This window comes from Pseudomonas sp. NPDC087626, from assembly GCF_044743405.1.
Classification (GTDB): Bacteria; Pseudomonadota; Gammaproteobacteria; order Pseudomonadales; family Pseudomonadaceae; genus Aquipseudomonas.
Map to the genome: position 1 here is coordinate 1 of NZ_JBIUWJ010000030.1, position 16,577 is coordinate 16,577.

Genomic DNA, 16,577 nt, shown 5'->3' on the forward strand with positions numbered 1-16,577 from the left:
TGCCTGAAGGTTCAGGGTTTTTAGGCTTTCTTCAAAGAGTTCCGCAAAGCTTTCGCTCATTTTAATTCCTGTTGATAAGGGCGAAGAATACGCCCATCTCCACACCCCAGACGGTGTGGGTTAGTTTCAATTAAAAGAAGCACCGCAGGACTATGACTGGTCCCCTACGGCCTTCTTGGTCACCCGGCGATATCGCGGAGGGCGATTTCGCTCATGATGCGTTCCAGCACCTGATCGATGGACAACTCCGTGGAATCCAGCTGAATCGCGTCGACCGCCGGCTTGAGCGGGGCTACCGCTCGCTGGGTGTCGCGCTCATCGCGCACACGGATCTCATCTAGCAGACTCGACAGACTAACATCCTCGCCCTTGCCCTTCAACTGCAAATATCGGCGGCGCGCTCGTTCCTCGGCGCTGGCGGTCAGAAAAATCTTCAAGGGTGCATCGGGAAAGACCACCGTACCCATGTCACGACCGTCAGCCACCAGCCCCGGGGCTTCCTGGAAAGCCCGCTGGCGCTGCAGCAGCGCCTCACGCACAGCCGGCAGCGCAGCTACCTGGGAGGCGCCGGCACCGGCAACTTCGGTGCGGATCGCATCGCTGACCTCATCCCCTTCAAGGATGATGCGCTGCAACTGACCGTCGGTCGCCGCGATGAACTGCACATCCAGATGAGCGGCAAGTTTCTTCAGCAATTCCTCGTTGGTCAGGTCGACCCCGTGGTTGCGCGCAGCGAACGCCAGCAAACGGTACAACGCACCGGAATCCAGCAGATTCCAGTTCAGGCGCCTGGCGAGCATGCCGGCAATAGTGCCTTTACCCGAACCGCTTGGCCCGTCGATGGTGATAACTGGAGCAATGTTGTTCACGACTGAGCCTCTTGGGCAACGCGGATACCGACCTGCGCGCACAACGCGAGGAAATTCGGGAAGGAGGTGGCGACGTTGGCGCAATCATGGATGCGGATCGGCGCATTGGCGCGCAACGACGCCACACTGAACGCCATCGAAATCCGGTGATCGCCATGACCATGGACTTCGCCACCACCGATCTGGCCGCCGTCAATGATAATCCCATCCGGCGTCGGCTCGCACTTGACGCCCAGCGCCAGCAGACCGTCGGCCATGACCTGGATCCGGTCAGATTCCTTGACCCGCAGCTCTTCGGCACCGCGCAGGATAGTCCGGCCTTGCGCACAAGCTGCCGCCACGAACAGTACCGGGAACTCGTCGATGGCCAGCGGCACCAGCTCCTCGGGAATCTCGATGCCCTTGAGTTGAGCCGCGCGCACGCGCAGGTCAGCCACCGGCTCGCCGCCCACTTCGCGCTGGTTTTCCAGGGTAATGTCGGCACCCATGAGACGCAGGATATCGATCACCCCGGTGCGGGTCGGGTTGATGCCGACGTGCTCCAACACCAGTTCGGAACCTTCGGCAATCGAAGCGGCGACCAGGAAGAACGCCGACGAAGAGATATCGCCCGGCACTTCGATGTGAGTGGCAGTCAGCTTGTGGCCGGACTCGACCGAAGCGGTTGCGCCCTCGACAGTTACCGGATAGCCGAAGCCGCGCAGCATGCGCTCGGTATGGTCACGCGTTGGCGCAGGCTCGGTGACCGTGGTCTGGCCTTCGGCGTACAGACCAGCCAACAGCAGGCAGGACTTAACCTGGGCGCTGGCCATCGGCATGGTGTAGGTCAGGCCCTTGAGGGCATGACCACCACGAATGATCATCGGCGGACGGCCTTCAGCGGCGGTTTCGATCACCGCACCCATTTCCCGCAGCGGATTGGCCACGCGATTCATCGGGCGCTTGGACAACGAGGCGTCGCCCGTCAGGGTGCTATCGAAGCTCTGCGCAGCCAGAAGGCCAGACAGCAGGCGCATCGAAGTGCCGGAGTTGCCCAGGTAGATCGGGCCAGGCGCCGGTTTCAAGCCATGCAGGCCCACACCGTGAATGGTCACACGACCATGGTGCGGCCCTTCGATGACCACCCCCATGTCGCGGAAGGCCTGCAGGGTCGCCAGGGCATCTTCGCCCTCGAGGAAGCCTTCGACTTCGGTGACACCCTCAGCCAGCGAGCCGAGCATGATCGAACGGTGGGAAATCGATTTATCGCCCGGTACACGAATCCGCCCAGTCAGGCGGCCACCAGGTTGTGCCAGGAAAATCAGGTCGTTGGAGTTCATAGCGTCCACATAGGCCCGGCGGGCCAGGATTTTACTGAAATGCTCGCGGGCAACCCGGGCGCGAGTGAATACGCCCAACAATTGGTGCCCGTCCCCTGCATCGACCGCGTCGCGCAAGGCGTCGAGGTCGCTGCGAAATGTATCGAGTGTGCGCAGCACCGCTTCCCGGTTAGCGAGAAAGATGTCGTGCCACATCACCGGGTCGCTACCGGCGATTCTTGTGAAATCGCGGAAGCCGCCCGCAGCGTAACGGAAGATCTCAAGATTTTCATTGCGCTTGGCCAAAGAGTCGACCAGACCGAACGCCAACAGGTGCGGCAGATGGCTGGTTGCGGCCAGCACCTCGTCGTGGCGCTCAACCTGCATGTGCTCGACATCGGCACCCAATTCGCGCCACAACGCATCAACCACCGCCAGCGCAGCCGGATCGGTTTGCTCAAGCGGCGTAAGGATCACCTTGTGCCGGCGGAACAGCTGGGCATTGGAGGCCTCAACCCCGCTCTGCTCGGAACCGGCAATCGGGTGCCCCGGCACGAAGCGTGGCGGCATGCCGCCGAACGCCTGGGTTGCCGCACGCACCACATTGCCCTTGGCACTGCCGACATCCGTCAGGATCGCTGCGCCCAGGTCCATGCCCGCGAGCAACGCCAGGAGCTTCTCCATGGCCAGGATCGGCACCGCCAACTGAATGACGTCGGCACCGACACAGGCGGCCGCCAGGTCATCTTCACAGCGGTCGACCACGCCCAGCTCTACGGCAAGCTTGCGCGATTGCGGATCGAGATCGACCCCCACCACCTCACGGCAAATGCCGCTTTCGCGCAAGCCCTTGGCAAACGAACCGCCGATCAGCCCCAGGCCGACCACCACCAGGCGGCCGATCAGCGGCGCAGCAGGTTGCACGGCACTGACATCAACCACGAGCCAGAACCTTGCTCAGCGCCTCGAGGAAACGGCTGTTTTCCGCCGGCAGGCCGACGGTGATGCGCAGGTGGTTCGGCATGCCGTAGTTGGCCACCGGACGCACAATCACACCTTCACGCAGCAAGCCCTGGAAGATCGGCGCAGCACTGCACCCCAGATCAACACAGATGAAGTTGCCCCGGGACGGGATCCAGCCCAGCCCCAGCTCACGGAACCCGGCTTCCAACTGCTGCATGCCAGCCTCATTCAGGCGTCGGCTTTCAGCCAGGTATTCATCGTCTTGCAACGCGGCACAGGCGGCTGCCAGTGCCAGGCTGTTGACGTTGAAGGGCTGGCGCACGCGATTCAGCACGTCAGCCACCACCGCCGTCGACAAACCATAACCGACGCGCAACGCCGCTAAGCCATAGGCCTTGGAGAAGGTGCGCGATACCAGCAAGTTCGGATACGCAGCAAGAAAATCCAGGCCATCGGGCAGCTCACTGCCCTCGGCGTACTCGATGTACGCCTCGTCCAGCACCACCAGCACCGAGGCAGGCACATCCTGCAGGAACTCATCCAGTGCCTCGGCACTGAACCAGGTTCCGGTCGGGTTGTTCGGATTGGCAATGAACACTACTCGGGTGTTGGCGTCGATCGCTGCCAACATGGTCGGCAGGTCGTGCCCCCAGTCCTTGGCCGGGATTACCCGCGCATCAGCACCAACGGCCTGGGTGACGATCGGATAGACCGCAAAGGCGTGCTCACTGAACACTGCGTTCAAGCCGGGTGCCAGATAGGCACGCGCCACCAGCTCAAGAATATCGTTGGAGCCGTTGCCCAACGTCACCTGGCTCAGCTCGACACGGCACTGTTCTGCCAGCAGGGTCTTGAGCGCAAAGCCATTGCCATCCGGATACCGGGTCAGCTCGGCCAGCTCTTCACGAATCGCCGCCAAGGCCTTGGGACTGGCACCCAGCGGGTTTTCGTTGCTGGCCAGTTTGACGATGCTGGCCGGATCGATATCCAGCTCGCGAGCCAGTTCGTCCACGGGCTTGCCCGGAACGTAAGGCGAAAGTTGTTGCACGCCCGGCTGTGCCAGAGCGAGGAAGTCGCCACTCATTGTTAACGCCCTTAGAGAACTGCTTTGGGGTAGGAACCCAACACTTTAAGTGCCACTGCTTCCTGACTGATTTTCTCCAGCACACCCTTGACCAGCGGATCGCGGTGGTGGCCGACGAAGTCGATGAAAAACACGTAGGTCCACTTGCCACTGCGCGACGGACGAGTCTCGATGCGAGTCAGGTCGATGCCGTTGTCGTGGAAAGGCACGAGCAGTTCGTGCAGCGCACCCGGCTTGTTGCTCATCGAGACGATGATCGAGGTCTTGTCGTCGCCAGTCGGCGGCACTTCCTGGCTACCGATCATCAGGAAGCGCGTGGAGTTGTCCGGACGATCTTCGATCTTCTCGGCCAGGCGAGTCAGGCCGTACAGGCCAGCCGCCATGTCGCCAGCGATTGCCGCCGAATTCCACTCACCCTTGACCCGCTTGGCTGCCTCGGCGTTGCTGGAGACCGCCACGCGCTCGACATTCGGGTAATGCGCATCCAGCCACTTGCGGCACTGGGCCAGGGACTGGGCGTGGGAGTAGATGCGGCTGATGCTGTCAGTCTTGGTGTTTTCACCCACCAGCAAGTGGTGGTGAATCCGCAGCTCGACTTCGCCACAGATGACCATGTCGTGCTCAAGGAAGCTGTCGAGGGTGTGGTTGACGGCGCCTTCCGTGGAGTTTTCCACAGGCACCACGCCAAAATTCACCGCGCCGGCAGCCACTTCACGGAACACTTCATCGATCGCCGCCATCGGCTTGCTGATCACCGCGTGACCAAAGTGCTTCATGGCGGCTGCCTGGGTGAAGGTGCCTTCAGGCCCCAGGTAAGCCACTTTCAGCGGCTGCTCGAGCGCCAGGCACGAGGACATGATTTCGCGGAACAACCGCGCCATCTCTTCGTTGCCCAGCGGCCCCTGGTTTCGCTCCATCACGCGCTTGAGCACCTGAGCTTCACGCTCAGGACGATAGAACACCGGCACTTCGCCTTCGGCCAGCGAGGCCATCTTTACTCGCGCGACTTCCTGGGCGCAGCGGGCACGCTCACTGATCAGCTCCAGGACCTTTTCGTCCAGCGAATCAATGCGCAGGCGCAGTGCCTTGAGTTCTTGCTCAGACATTAGCCGTGTTCCTTCTCGAACTCTGCCATGTACGAAACCAGTGCGTTGACCGCAACGATGTCGACGGCGTTATAGATGGAGGCGCGCATACCGCCTACCGAACGGTGACCCTTGAGGTTCAGCAGGCCCCGCTCCTCGGCACCGGCCAAAAATGGCTTGTCCAGGCGATCGTCGGCCAGGCGGAACGGCACGTTCATCCACGAGCGATCAGTCTTGTTGATCGGGTTGCTGTACAGGCCGCTGGCATCAATGAAGTCATACAGAGTGCGCTGCTTGGCCTCGTTGAGCTTACCGATAGCTTCCACGCCACCTTGATCCTTCAGCCACTCGAACACCAGGCCGGACAAGTACCAGGCCAGGGTTGGCGGGGTGTTGTACATCGAGCCGTTGTCGGCCGCGACCTTGTAGTCGAGCATGGTCGGGCACAACGAGCGGGCACGACCCAGCAGGTCTTCGCGCACGATGTTGACCACGATACCGCTCGGGCCGATGTTTTTCTGGGCGCCGGCGTAGATCATGCCAAAACGCGAAACATCGATCGGGCGCGACAAAATGTCCGAAGACATGTCGGCGACCAGCGGCACATCACCAGTTTCCGGCACCCAGCCAAACTCCAGGCCGCCGATGGTTTCGTTCGGCGCGTAGTGCACGTAGGCGGCGTCTTGCGACAACTGCCACTCGTTCTGTCCGGGAATTGCAAAATAGTCGTAGGGCTTGGCGGTCGCGGCAACGTTGACGTGGCCGTAACGGGAAGCTTCTTCGATGGCTTTCTGCGACCAGATACCGGTGTCGATATAGTCGGCGGTGCCGTTTTCCGGCAACAGGTTCAGCGGAATCTGGGCAAATTGCTGGCTCGCGCCACCTTGCAGAAACAGTACTTTGTAGTTCGAAGGGATATTCAGCAGATCACGCAGATCCTGCTCGGCCTTGGTGGCAATGGACACGAACTCATCACTGCGATGGCTCATTTCCATGACGGAGAGGCCCTTGCCGTGCCAATCCAGGAGTTCACCCTGGGCACGTTGCAGGACAGCTTCGGGAAGTGCCGCCGGACCGGCACAGAAGTTATAGGCTCTCTTGCTCACATCCAATCTCGCTCTGATTTGGTGGTATCACACATTTATAGGGGGCGATCGCCACTCACATGGCTGAGCAGCGATCAACTGTAGGAGCGAGCTTGCTCGCGAAAAACCTGAGGACGCCGCGCTTAATCAGGAAACCCGCGTCATCGTTAACGTCCATCGCGAGCGAGCTCGCTCCTACAGGGTCATCAATTTTCCATAGGGACAAACAACAAGGGGGCGAATTTTCATCCGCCCCCTGTTTGTCCGCTTACTCTTGCGGTTCTTCGTCAGCGGCGGCATCGAGTTGCTGATCGTCAACCACGTCGTCGATCACGACCTCGCCGTCGAATACCGCACCCTCTTCACCTTCCAGCTCGTCACCTTCGACTTCCGACGGCTCCTGGACCCGCTCCAGGCCTACCAGCGTTTCGTCGCTGGCCAGCTTGATCAGGGTCACGCCCTGGGTGTTACGACCCAGGCTCGAGACTTCGTCGACACGGGTACGCACCAGAGTGCCCTGGTCGGAAATCAGCATGATCTCCTCACCGTCGAGCACCTGAACGGCACCTACCAGACGGCCGTTGCGATCGTTGCTGACCATGGCGATCACGCCCTGGCCGCCACGCTTGTACTCCGGGAACTCGCCGATGGCGGTACGCTTGCCATAACCACGCGCCGAAGCGGTGAGGATCTGGCTGCCTTCTTCCGGGATCAGCATGGAAATCAGCTTCTGCCCTTCCGGCAGGCGCATGCCGCGCACACCACGTGCAGTACGGCCCATGGCACGTACATCGGATTCCTTGAAGCGAGTGACCTTGCCGCCGTCGGAGAACAGCATGACTTCACGCTCGCCATCGGTGATGGCTGCGCTGATCAATACGTCGCCTTCGTCCAGCTCCAGCGCAATCAGGCCGACGCTGCGTTGACGACTGAAGGATTCCAGCGGGGTCTTCTTCACGGTGCCTTTGGCGGTCGCCATGAAGATGAAGTGACCTTCGGTGTATTCCTCGACCGGCAGCATGGTCGTGATGTACTCATCACTGTCCAGCGGCAGCAGGTTGACCAGCGGACGCCCACGGGCAGCGCGGGAAGCTTCCGGAATCTCGTAGGTTTTCAGCCAGTACACCTTGCCCTTGCTGGAGAACAGCAGCAGCGTGGTGTGGCTGTTGGCAACCAGCAGGTGAGCGATGTAGTCCTCATCCTTGACGCCAGTCGCCGACTTGCCTTTACCGCCACGACGCTGAGCCTGGTACGCAGCCAATGGCTGGGTCTTGGCGTAGCCACCGTGGGAAATGGTCACGACGCGCTCTTCTTCCGGGATCATGTCACCCAGGGTCAAGTCGAGACGGGCATCGAGGATTTCGGTGCGACGCACATCGCCGTACTCGGCGCGGATCACTTCCAGCTCTTCGCGGATCACTTCCATCAGGCGCGTGGCGCTGTTGAGGATGCGGATCAGCTCGCCGATCTGGTTGAGGATCTCTTGATACTCGGCCAGCAGCTTTTCGTGCTCCAGGCCAGTCAGGCGGTGCAGACGCAGCTCCAGAATGGCTTGCGCCTGTTCCGGCGACAGGAAGTACTTGCCTTCGCGCAGGCCGTATTGCGGGTCCAGGGTCTCTGGACGGCAAGAGTCGGCACCGGCGCGCTCGACCATCGCCACCACGGCGGAGGATTCCCAGGCAGTGCTGATCAGCGCTTCCTTGGCTTCCGACGGCGTTGGCGAGGCCTTGATCAGGGCGATGACCGGGTCGATGTTCGACAGGGCAACGGCCTGGCCTTCCAGGATGTGGCCACGCTCGCGAGCTTTACGCAGCTCGAACACGGTACGACGGGTCACGACTTCGCGACGGTGACGCACGAAGGCTTCCAGCAGATCCTTGAGATTGAGGATCCGCGGACGGCCATCGATCAGCGCAACGATGTTGATACCGAACACTGCTTGCAGCTGAGTCTGGGCGTAGAGGTTGTTGAGAATCACCTCTGGCACTTCGCCGCGACGCAATTCGATCACGACGCGCATACCATCCTTGTCGGACTCGTCGCGCAGCTCGGTGATGCCTTCCAGTTTCTTCTCTTTGACCAGCTCGGCGATCTTCTCGATCAGACGCGCCTTGTTCAACTGGTAAGGCAGTTCGGTGATGACGATCTGCTGGCGACCACCGACCTTGTCGATGTCTTCGATCGTCGAGCGGGCACGCATGTAAATGCGCCCGCGGCCGGTACGGTAGGCTTCGATGATGCCGGCGCGACCGTTGATGATCGCAGCGGTCGGGAAGTCCGGACCCGGGATGTATTGCATCAACTCGTCGACAGTCAGCTCAGGATTGTCGATGAGCGCCAGGCAACCGTCGATGACTTCACCGAGGTTGTGCGGCGGAATGTTGGTCGCCATGCCCACGGCGATACCGCTGGAGCCGTTGACCAGCAGGTTGGGAATACGGGTCGGCATGACCGCCGGGATCATTTCGGTGCCGTCGTAGTTCGGCACCCAGTCCACGGTTTCCTTGTGCAGGTCAGCCAGCAGCTCGTGCGCCAGCTTGGTCATGCGCACTTCGGTGTATCGCATCGCTGCGGCGTTGTCGCCGTCGACCGAACCGAAGTTGCCCTGGCCGTCGACCAGCAGGTAACGCAGCGAGAATGGCTGCGCCATCCGAACGATGGTGTCGTACACCGCGGTATCACCGTGGGGGTGATACTTACCGATCACGTCACCGACAACACGGGCAGATTTCTTGTACGGCTTGTTGAAGTCGTTACCCAGCTCGCTCATAGCGAACAGCACACGCCGATGCACGGGCTTCAAGCCATCGCGCGCATCAGGCAGTGCCCGCCCGACAATTACGCTCATTGCGTAGTCGAGGTAGGACTGCTTCAGCTCGTCTTCGATATTGACCGGGAGGATTTCTTTGGCCAGTTCGCCCATGAGAAGCCTGATTCCTTTTTCTGGTGAAACTTCGTCACATCCAGATGGGACGAACGAAGCTCGCCGCTGCAGGCTGAGTGCCATGCACCGACTTACGACAAATCAACGAGTTATGCCATGGATCTGCGCAGTAAAGGTTACCCCGCGGGGCGACCTTGGAAACCGCCGGATGTTATCACAAGAGCCGCCACGCACCTATCCCCCTGATGCGCATGGAGCATAGTTAGTTGACCGATGACAGGCTTGAGGGGGACGAGAGAAGCTTAGAGGCTGATTCGAGACTAGATTGTGGTTAATTTATTGACTTGACCTGCCCCTTCGCTGGCAAGCCAGCTCCTGCAGAGCCTGTGGTGGGCGCAAAACCTGTGGGAATGAACCTGCTCGCGACGACAATCGCTCAGGCACCTGAGCTGATCAATGCAGGCGCTTGCGGCACATCAATTGCGCCATCTTTGCGGTATCCGGCCGCTCGACCAGGCCTTTTTCGGTGATGATGGCATCGATCAAGTCCGCCGGCGTGACGTCGAACACCGGATTGAAAGCCTCGACCCCCTCACCGATCCGCTTGCCGCCCACTTCGAGCAACTCACCGGCGTCGCGCTCTTCAAGGGCGATGTCCTCGCCGCTGGCCAGGTCCATGTCGATGGTCGAGCTCGACGCCACCACCATGAAGCGCACGCCGTGGTGCATGGCGTTGACTGCCAACTGGTAGGTGCCGATCTGGCTAGCCACATCGCCATTGGCGGCGATCCGATCAGCGCCGACGACCACCCAGGTAATCCCCTTGGTCTTCATGATATGGGCGGCGGCGGCATCGGCATTGACAGTCACCGGAATGCCTTCGTTGGCCAGCTCCCAGGTGGTAAGGCGCGAGCCTTGTAGCCAGGGCCGGGTTTCGTCGACATAGACCCGCTCGACCATGCCTTCCAGGAACGCCCCGCGAATCACCCCCAGCGCCGTACCGAAGCCGCCCGTGGCCAGCGCACCGGCATTGCCATGGGTGAGGATGGTCTGCGCGTTGCCTTGGTGCTTGCGAATCAGGTCGACGCCCAACTGGGCGATGGTCAGGTTGGCCTCACGATCACTTTCTTGGATCGCCAGGGCTTCGGTTTCGAGCGCGACCAAGGGCTGGGCGTGAGCCTTGAGCCGCGCCAGGCGTTCGCGCATACGCCCCAGGGCCCAGGACAGGTTAGCCGCAGTCGGGCGGGACTCGGCCAGCAGGGCGAAATCCTCTTCCAGCGCCGCCTGCCAGTCGCCACCTGCGGCGATTCGGGCACGCGCGGCCAGCACCATGCCATAGGCGGCGCTAATGCCGATTGCCGGGGCGCCACGGACCACCATCGCACGAATGGCCTCCGCCACCTGTGCCGCGCTGGTATGGGCGATCCAGCGCTCCTCGAACGGCAGCAGGCGCTGATCCAGCAGGTACAGGGTGCCGTCTCGCCAATCGATGGCCTTCACCTTCTCAGCAGCCAACAGTCGATCGCGCATCCCTCACCCCGTACTCATGAACAAAAGCCGTCGATTATAGCGATCCCCCCGCGAAGACGCTCGGGTATACTTCGCCATCCTTTACAAAAGCACTGGACCGAATCCTCGATGCCGACCCCCGTTGCCGCTCTCGACCTCCTCTTGCTGCCGACCTGGCTGGTGCCTGTCGAGCCGGCGGGCGTGGTGCTCAAGGAGCATGGCCTGGGGATCCGCGACGGGCGAATTGCCTTCATCGGTCCGCGCAGCGCTGCACTCAAACTCGCGGCCCATGAGGTCCGGGAGTTGCCAGGCATGCTGCTCAGCCCCGGGCTGATCAACGCCCATGGGCATGCGGCAATGACCCTGTTCCGCGGCCTGGCCGACGACTTGCCACTGATGACCTGGCTCGAACAGCACATCTGGCCAGCCGAGGCCAAGTGGGTTGATGAAGCCTTTGTACGCGACGGCACCGACCTGGCCATCGCCGAACAGATCAAAGGTGGCATCACCTGCTTCTCGGACATGTACTTCTTCCCCAAAGTTGCCAGTGAGCGTGTCCATAACAGCGGCATACGGGCACAGATCGCGATTCCGATCCTCGACTTCCCGATTCCCGGCGCCAGCAGTGCCGATGAGGCGATCCGCCAGGGCATCGAACTGTTCGGCGACCTCAAGCACCATCCACGCCTCAAAATCGCCTTCGGTCCCCATGCACCCTACACCGTTGGCGATGAAAACCTGGAGAAAGTCCGGGTCATCGCCGAGGAGCTGGACGCCGCCATTCACATGCACGTCCACGAAACCGCGATCGAGGTGCACCAGGCGCTGGAAAAGCACGGCGAGCGGCCATTGGCCCGCCTGGCACGCCTGGGCCTGCTGGGGCCACGCTTCCAGGCAGTGCACATGACCCAGATCAGCGAAGACGACCTGGCATTGCTGGTAGAAAGCAACAGCAGCGTGATTCATTGCCCGGAATCGAACCTGAAACTGGCCAGCGGCTTCTGCCCGGTGGAGCGTTTGTGGCAAGCCGGGGTCAATGTGGCGATCGGCACCGATGGCGCCGCCAGCAACAACGACCTGGACCTGCTGGGCGAAACCCGTACCGCCGCCCTGCTGGCCAAAGCCGTTGCCGGATCCGCCAGCGCCCTGGACGCCCATCGCGCCCTGCGCATGGCGACCCTCAACGGCGCCCGTGCCCTGGGTCTGGAACAGCAGATTGGCTCGCTGGAAGTCGGCAAGCTTGCCGACCTGGTGGCCTTCGACCTGTCCGGCCTGGCCCAGCAACCGGTCTACGACCCAGTCTCGCAACTGATCTATGCCACCGGCCGGGACTGCGTGAAACACCTTTGGGTCGGCGGCAAGCAATTGCTCGACGACCGGCGCCTGACGCGCCTCGATGAACAACAGCTGTGCGCCACGGCCAACGCCTGGGGCCAACGCATCAGCGGCCACACCGAATAGAACGACCCCTTGAGCTGAACCTCAAGGCTGACAGCAAAATATTTCAGATTCAGAGGATTACCCATGAGCAACGTCGACCACGCTGAAATCGCCAAATTCGAGGCCCTGGCCCATCGCTGGTGGGATCGCGAAAGCGAGTTCAAGCCCCTCCACGACATCAACCCACTGCGCGTCAACTGGATTGACGAACGCGTCAAACTGGCGGGCAAGAAGGTCCTGGACGTCGGCTGTGGCGGCGGCATCCTCAGCGAATCCATGGCACAGCGCGGCGCCACCGTGATGGGCATCGACATGGGTGAAGCGCCCCTGGCAGTTGCCCAGTTGCATCAACTGGAGTCGGGCGTGAGCGTGGAATACCGGCAGATCACCGCCGAAGCCCTGGCCGAAGAAATGCCCGAGCAGTTCGACGTGGTCACCTGCCTGGAAATGCTCGAGCACGTGCCCGACCCCTCGTCGGTGATCCGCGCCTGCTTCCGTATGGTCAAGCCCGGCGGCCAGGTGTTCTTCTCCACCATCAACCGCAACCCGAAGGCCTACCTGTTCGCCATCGTCGGCGCGGAATACATCATGAAGCTGCTGCCACGCGGCACCCACGACTTCAAGAAATTCATCCGCCCTTCCGAACTGGGCGCCTGGAGCCGTGCAGCCGGCCTGACCGTCAAGGACATCATCGGCCTGACCTACAACCCGCTGACCAAGCACTACAAGCTGGCCAGCGACGTTGACGTCAACTACATGATCCAGACCCTGCGCGAGGAGTAAGCCCATGGCAATCAGAGCAGTTCTCTTCGACATGGACGGCACCCTGCTCGACACCGCGCCGGACTTCATTGCCATCTGCCAGGACATGCTGGCCGAGCGCGGGCTGCCAGCGATCCCGGACAAACGCATCCGCGACGAGATTTCCGGCGGGGCCAAGGCCATGGTCGCCGCGACCTTCATGCTGGACCCGCAGGCGCCAGGCTTCGAGGAACTACGCCTGGAGTTCCTCGAGCGCTACCTCAAGGGCTGCGCGGTCCACAGCAAACTGTTCGACGGTATGGCTGAACTGCTGGCCGACATCGAGAAGGCCAATCTGATCTGGGGCGTAGTGACCAACAAGCCGCTGCGTTTTGCCGAGCCGATCATGCAACAACTGGGGCTGGCCGAGCGCTCGGCCCTACTGATCTGCCCGGATCACGTAAAGAACAGCAAGCCAGACCCGGAACCGCTGATCCTCGCGTGCAAGATGCTCGACCTCGACCCGGCCAGCGTCCTGTTCGTCGGCGACGACCTGCGCGACATCGAGTCCGGACGCGATGCCGGCACCCGCACCGCCGCGGTCACCTACGGCTACATTCACCCAGACGACAACCCGCGGCACTGGGGTGCGGACGTGGTGGTGGATCATCCGCTGGAGTTGCGCAAGGTGCTCGATAGCGCGTTGTGCAGCTGCTAAGCAGTCAACGCACCACATCTGTGGGAGCGCGCCTGCTGGCGATAGCCGCACCGGCGCCCCCGCTGGGATTGCGCCTGACCTGAAGAATTTTTGTAGAGGTTTTTTATGTTTGATTACTCCGCTCGTCCTGAATTGCTCAAGGACCGGGTCATCCTGGTCACCGGTGCCGGCCGCGGGATCGGTGCAGCCGCCGCGAAAACCTACGCAGCTCACGGCGCCACCGTGCTGTTGCTGGGCAAGACCGAAGCCAACCTAACCCAGGTCTACGACGAAATCGAAGCTGCGGGCCACCCTCAACCGGCGGTGATCCCGTTCAACCTGGAAACCGCTCTGCCGCACCAGTACGACGAGTTGGCGGCAATGATCGAGACTGAGTTCGGGCACCTTGACGGCCTGCTGCACAACGCCTCGATCATTGGTCCACGCACGCCGATCGAGCAACTGTCCGGCGAAAACTTCATGCGCGTGATGCAAGTCAACGTCAACGCCATGTTCATGCTCACCAGCACCCTGCTGCCCCTGCTCAAGCTGTCCAAGGACGCCTCGGTGATCTTCACCTCCAGCAGCGTGGGTCGCAAGGGCCGTGCCTACTGGGGTGCTTATGGCGTATCGAAGTTCGCCACCGAGGGCTTGATGCAGACCCTGGCCGATGAAGTCGACACCGTCGCACCGATCCGCTCCAACAGCATCAACCCGGGCGCCACCCGCACCAGCATGCGTGCCCAGGCCTACCCCGGGGAAAACCCGAACAACAACCCGACCCCGGAAGAGATCATGCCGGTCTACCTGTACCTCATGGGGCCGGATAGCAGCGGCATCAACGGCCAGGCGTTCGACGCCCAGTAAGCTCGCCCCCAGCATGCCGCGACGGCTTCCCGCCGCGGCATGAGCCAGGCGGTGCCACTATTCTGCTATGCTTAGTCAAACAACCGTCATATTGCTCGCAGGCATACCCCGCTGGGTGCCCCAAGCATCTGATTGCAATCGGCTTTTCCAGAAAATGAACCGATGGCACGCATTTCGCTCTAAATCTGCACCAAACACGCTGTAACCCAGCTTGTCAGACAGCATTCCTGCTTGGGGGCGCACGCCATATGAAATCTCCGACCCAGACCCACGCAATTGATTTTGATAGCGCCAAATTGCAACGCCTGGGTTTTGGCCAGATCCCGCCCCTTGTGGAACGCCCTGCGAGCCTGAGCCAGTTGCGCCAGCAAATGGGCCTGCAATTGCAAACCAGCCTGGAACCGCAACGTATCCTCGGCCTGTTTTTTCGCGAAGTTCAGCGCCTGGTTCCGCTGGACGCCCTGCACTATCGGCACGAGTCCAGCGAATTGCGCCTGGAGCTCGGCCAGCGCGGCCATCACTCGGTGAGCTACAGCCTCAGCCATCAGGGTGAACACCTGGGTGAACTGGTGTTCCGGCGCAATCAACGTTTCAGCGAGCAGGAGCAGGCCAACCTCGAAGCCCTGCTGGTGCCCTTGTTGTTCCCCATGCGCAACGCCCTGCTGTATCGAGCGGCGACTCAAAGTGCACTGCGTGACCCCCTGACCGGTACCGGTAACCGTATCGCCATGGATCAGACCCTGGAACGGGAAATCCACATGGCCCGACGTCACCAGCAGCCTTTGTCCCTGCTGATGCTGGATATCGACCATTTCAAGCGCGTCAATGACAGCCACGGCCACGCTGCTGGCGACCAGGTGCTCAAGGCCGTCGCCACGTCGATCAAGAACCAACTGCGCAACGTCGACATGGTGTTTCGTTTCGGTGGCGAGGAGTTTTTGATCCTGCTGTCCAATACCAGCCGCGAAGCTGCGGCCATGGTCGGTGAACGCCTGCGATACAGCGCACAGGTGGAGGATTATCGGGTTGAGGGCAAGCTGATCGAGCTGACCGTCAGCCTCGGCTGCTCGACCCTGCTCCCCGCAGAATCGGCCGAAAGCCTGCTGCGCCGCGCTGACAGTGCGCTGTACGTGGCCAAGCGCGAGGGGCGTAATCGCCTGGCGATGGCGGGGTAATCCCCCGACACCCTGCTTGAGAATGTCGGGGGTCGCCGCGCAACCCAACGCAGGCTGCGCCAGCTGCTGCAGGAGCCGCGCCGTCAGCCTTCCGCCATCGCCATTCGCCCACGGACTACGCTGGGCTTGTGGACGTACTCCAGTTGCAGGCAGCGCTCCAGGAACAGGTACATATAGTCGTAGCTTTTGCACACGGCTAGGCGCAGCTCTTCCTGCAGCGCCTTGCTGGGGTTTTGGCCGGCGAGCGTGCAGATGATCTCCAGCGCCTCCCAAGGATGAGCATCATCGTACTGCGCGTGCATTTTCAGCCACTTCATGGCGCGTTTGCGTTCCTCATCGGCAAATGACGCCGCATAGATCCCGTTGGAACAAACCAGCGCCGCCCACTCCCCTGTCGCCCCCTCGATCGCATAGTTGGTGGCGGCGATGGCCACGATCAACGAGTCGGACGAACTGGTATGCCAGCACCAATGACTCAGCGCATGCAGTTCGGGCGCCACTTGTTGCGCCTGCAAATCTTCCAGGCTCACGCCATGGGCACGACTCCAATGCAGCCAATAGTCGGCATGATTGAGTTCTACCCGGATATTGCGCATCAACCAGCGGCGTGCCATGTCTTCGCCCGGGTGCCGGGCAAAGCGGGTCTTGGTCAGGTTCTGCGCCATATACAGCGCAAATTGTTCCACCACCGGCCAGCCACCAATCAAGTATTGGCGCATGGTCCTGGCGCTGAGTTGGTTGTCGCGCATACGCAGGTAAAGTTCATGTTCGACAACCCGACGCTTGCTCTCGCTGCACGCCTGAATCAATTGCTGAGCCCAGGCAGGATAACTAGCAGCTTCCATAAGCGGGCCGGTTCTGTTGAATGTATCGATCACTG

13 protein-coding genes are annotated in these 16,577 nt (G+C 61.4%); 5 read left to right on the top strand and 8 right to left on the bottom strand.

Annotated features, from left to right (window positions below; all coding sequences use genetic code 11):
- Positions 1-179: 179 nt before the first annotated feature.
- The 7 genes from cmk to mtnA form a co-directional block, all read right to left on the bottom strand.
- Complete coding sequence (gene cmk, locus ACIOVD_RS21640) at positions 180-869, bottom strand: (d)CMP kinase (protein WP_095168025.1); 690 nt, start codon at positions 867-869, stop codon at positions 180-182.
- The gene (locus ACIOVD_RS21645) at positions 866-3,073 is read right to left on the bottom strand and encodes a bifunctional prephenate dehydrogenase/3-phosphoshikimate 1-carboxyvinyltransferase (RefSeq protein ID WP_095168260.1); all 2,208 of its coding nucleotides are present in this window, start codon (positions 3,071-3,073) and stop codon (positions 866-868) included. The genes cmk and ACIOVD_RS21645 overlap by 4 nt, the downstream gene beginning before the upstream one ends.
- 28 nt (positions 3,074-3,101) lie before the next feature.
- Positions 3,102-4,214, bottom strand: a complete 1,113-nt coding sequence (gene hisC / locus ACIOVD_RS21650) for a histidinol-phosphate transaminase (RefSeq protein ID WP_401130124.1) — start codon at positions 4,212-4,214, stop codon at positions 3,102-3,104.
- 11 nt (positions 4,215-4,225) lie between these two features.
- On the bottom strand, positions 4,226-5,320 hold the full coding sequence (gene pheA, locus ACIOVD_RS21655) for a prephenate dehydratase (RefSeq protein WP_017129662.1): 1,095 nt from the start codon (positions 5,318-5,320) through the stop codon (positions 4,226-4,228).
- Positions 5,320-6,405 (bottom strand): 3-phosphoserine/phosphohydroxythreonine transaminase, encoded by a 1,086-nt coding sequence (gene serC, locus ACIOVD_RS21660; protein WP_095168258.1) that lies wholly within the window; start codon positions 6,403-6,405, stop codon positions 5,320-5,322. The genes pheA and serC overlap by 1 nt, the downstream gene beginning before the upstream one ends.
- 247 nt (positions 6,406-6,652) lie before the next feature.
- Entirely contained in the window at positions 6,653-9,307 is a 2,655-nt protein-coding gene (gene gyrA / locus ACIOVD_RS21665) for a DNA gyrase subunit A (protein ID WP_095168022.1), read from the bottom strand.
- A gap of 414 nt (positions 9,308-9,721) precedes the next feature.
- Positions 9,722-10,798: an S-methyl-5-thioribose-1-phosphate isomerase gene (gene mtnA, locus ACIOVD_RS21670; RefSeq protein ID WP_095168021.1), complete on the bottom strand. Its 1,077-nt coding sequence runs from the start codon at positions 10,796-10,798 to the stop codon at positions 9,722-9,724.
- A gap of 108 nt (positions 10,799-10,906) precedes the next feature.
- Between mtnA and ACIOVD_RS21675 the strand changes: the two genes are divergently transcribed.
- The 5 genes from ACIOVD_RS21675 (at position 10,907) to ACIOVD_RS21695 (ending at position 15,697) form a co-directional block, all read left to right on the top strand.
- On the top strand, positions 10,907-12,238 hold the full coding sequence (locus tag ACIOVD_RS21675; RefSeq protein ID WP_401130128.1) for a TRZ/ATZ family hydrolase: 1,332 nt from the start codon (positions 10,907-10,909) through the stop codon (positions 12,236-12,238).
- 63 nt (positions 12,239-12,301) lie between these two features.
- Entirely contained in the window at positions 12,302-13,000 is a 699-nt protein-coding gene (gene ubiG, locus ACIOVD_RS21680; protein WP_095168018.1) for a bifunctional 2-polyprenyl-6-hydroxyphenol methylase/3-demethylubiquinol 3-O-methyltransferase UbiG, read from the top strand.
- Positions 13,001-13,004: 4 nt separating this feature from the next.
- Positions 13,005-13,676 carry an N-acetylmuramic acid 6-phosphate phosphatase MupP gene (gene mupP / locus ACIOVD_RS21685; RefSeq protein WP_095168017.1) on the top strand — a complete coding sequence of 224 codons (672 nt, stop codon included), beginning with the start codon at positions 13,005-13,007 and terminating at the stop codon, positions 13,674-13,676.
- Positions 13,677-13,781: 105 nt separating this feature from the next.
- Positions 13,782-14,522, top strand: coding sequence for a YciK family oxidoreductase (locus ACIOVD_RS21690; RefSeq protein ID WP_095168015.1), 741 nt, complete (start codon positions 13,782-13,784; stop codon positions 14,520-14,522).
- 248 nt (positions 14,523-14,770) lie between these two features.
- The gene (locus ACIOVD_RS21695; protein ID WP_095168013.1) at positions 14,771-15,697 is read left to right on the top strand and encodes a GGDEF domain-containing protein; all 927 of its coding nucleotides are present in this window, start codon (positions 14,771-14,773) and stop codon (positions 15,695-15,697) included.
- Positions 15,698-15,780: 83 nt separating this feature from the next.
- Here ACIOVD_RS21695 and ACIOVD_RS21700 read toward each other — a convergent pair whose 3' ends face one another.
- Positions 15,781-16,542, bottom strand: coding sequence for a TenA family transcriptional regulator (locus ACIOVD_RS21700; protein ID WP_371917586.1), 762 nt, complete (start codon positions 16,540-16,542; stop codon positions 15,781-15,783).
- Positions 16,543-16,577: the final 35 nt, after the last annotated feature.

Excerpts from the sequence above, each read along its gene's own strand:
- ACIOVD_RS21695 (WP_095168013.1), top strand. The coding sequence starts at position 14,771 with ATGAAATCTCCGACCCAGACCCACGCAATTGATTTTGATAGCGCCAAA.
- gyrA (WP_095168022.1), bottom strand. The coding sequence starts at position 9,307 with ATGGGCGAACTGGCCAAAGAAATCCTCCCGGTCAATATCGAAGACGAG.
- mupP (WP_095168017.1), top strand. The coding sequence starts at position 13,005 with ATGGCAATCAGAGCAGTTCTCTTCGACATGGACGGCACCCTGCTCGAC.
- hisC (WP_401130124.1), bottom strand. The coding sequence starts at position 4,214 with ATGAGTGGCGACTTCCTCGCTCTGGCACAGCCGGGCGTGCAACAACTT.
- pheA (WP_017129662.1), bottom strand. The coding sequence starts at position 5,320 with ATGTCTGAGCAAGAACTCAAGGCACTGCGCCTGCGCATTGATTCGCTG.
- ACIOVD_RS21675 (WP_401130128.1), top strand. The coding sequence starts at position 10,907 with ATGCCGACCCCCGTTGCCGCTCTCGACCTCCTCTTGCTGCCGACCTGG.
- ACIOVD_RS21690 (WP_095168015.1), top strand. The coding sequence starts at position 13,782 with ATGTTTGATTACTCCGCTCGTCCTGAATTGCTCAAGGACCGGGTCATC.
- mtnA (WP_095168021.1), bottom strand. The coding sequence starts at position 10,798 with ATGCGCGATCGACTGTTGGCTGCTGAGAAGGTGAAGGCCATCGATTGG.
- ACIOVD_RS21700 (WP_371917586.1), bottom strand. The coding sequence starts at position 16,542 with ATGGAAGCTGCTAGTTATCCTGCCTGGGCTCAGCAATTGATTCAGGCG.
- ubiG (WP_095168018.1), top strand. The coding sequence starts at position 12,302 with ATGAGCAACGTCGACCACGCTGAAATCGCCAAATTCGAGGCCCTGGCC.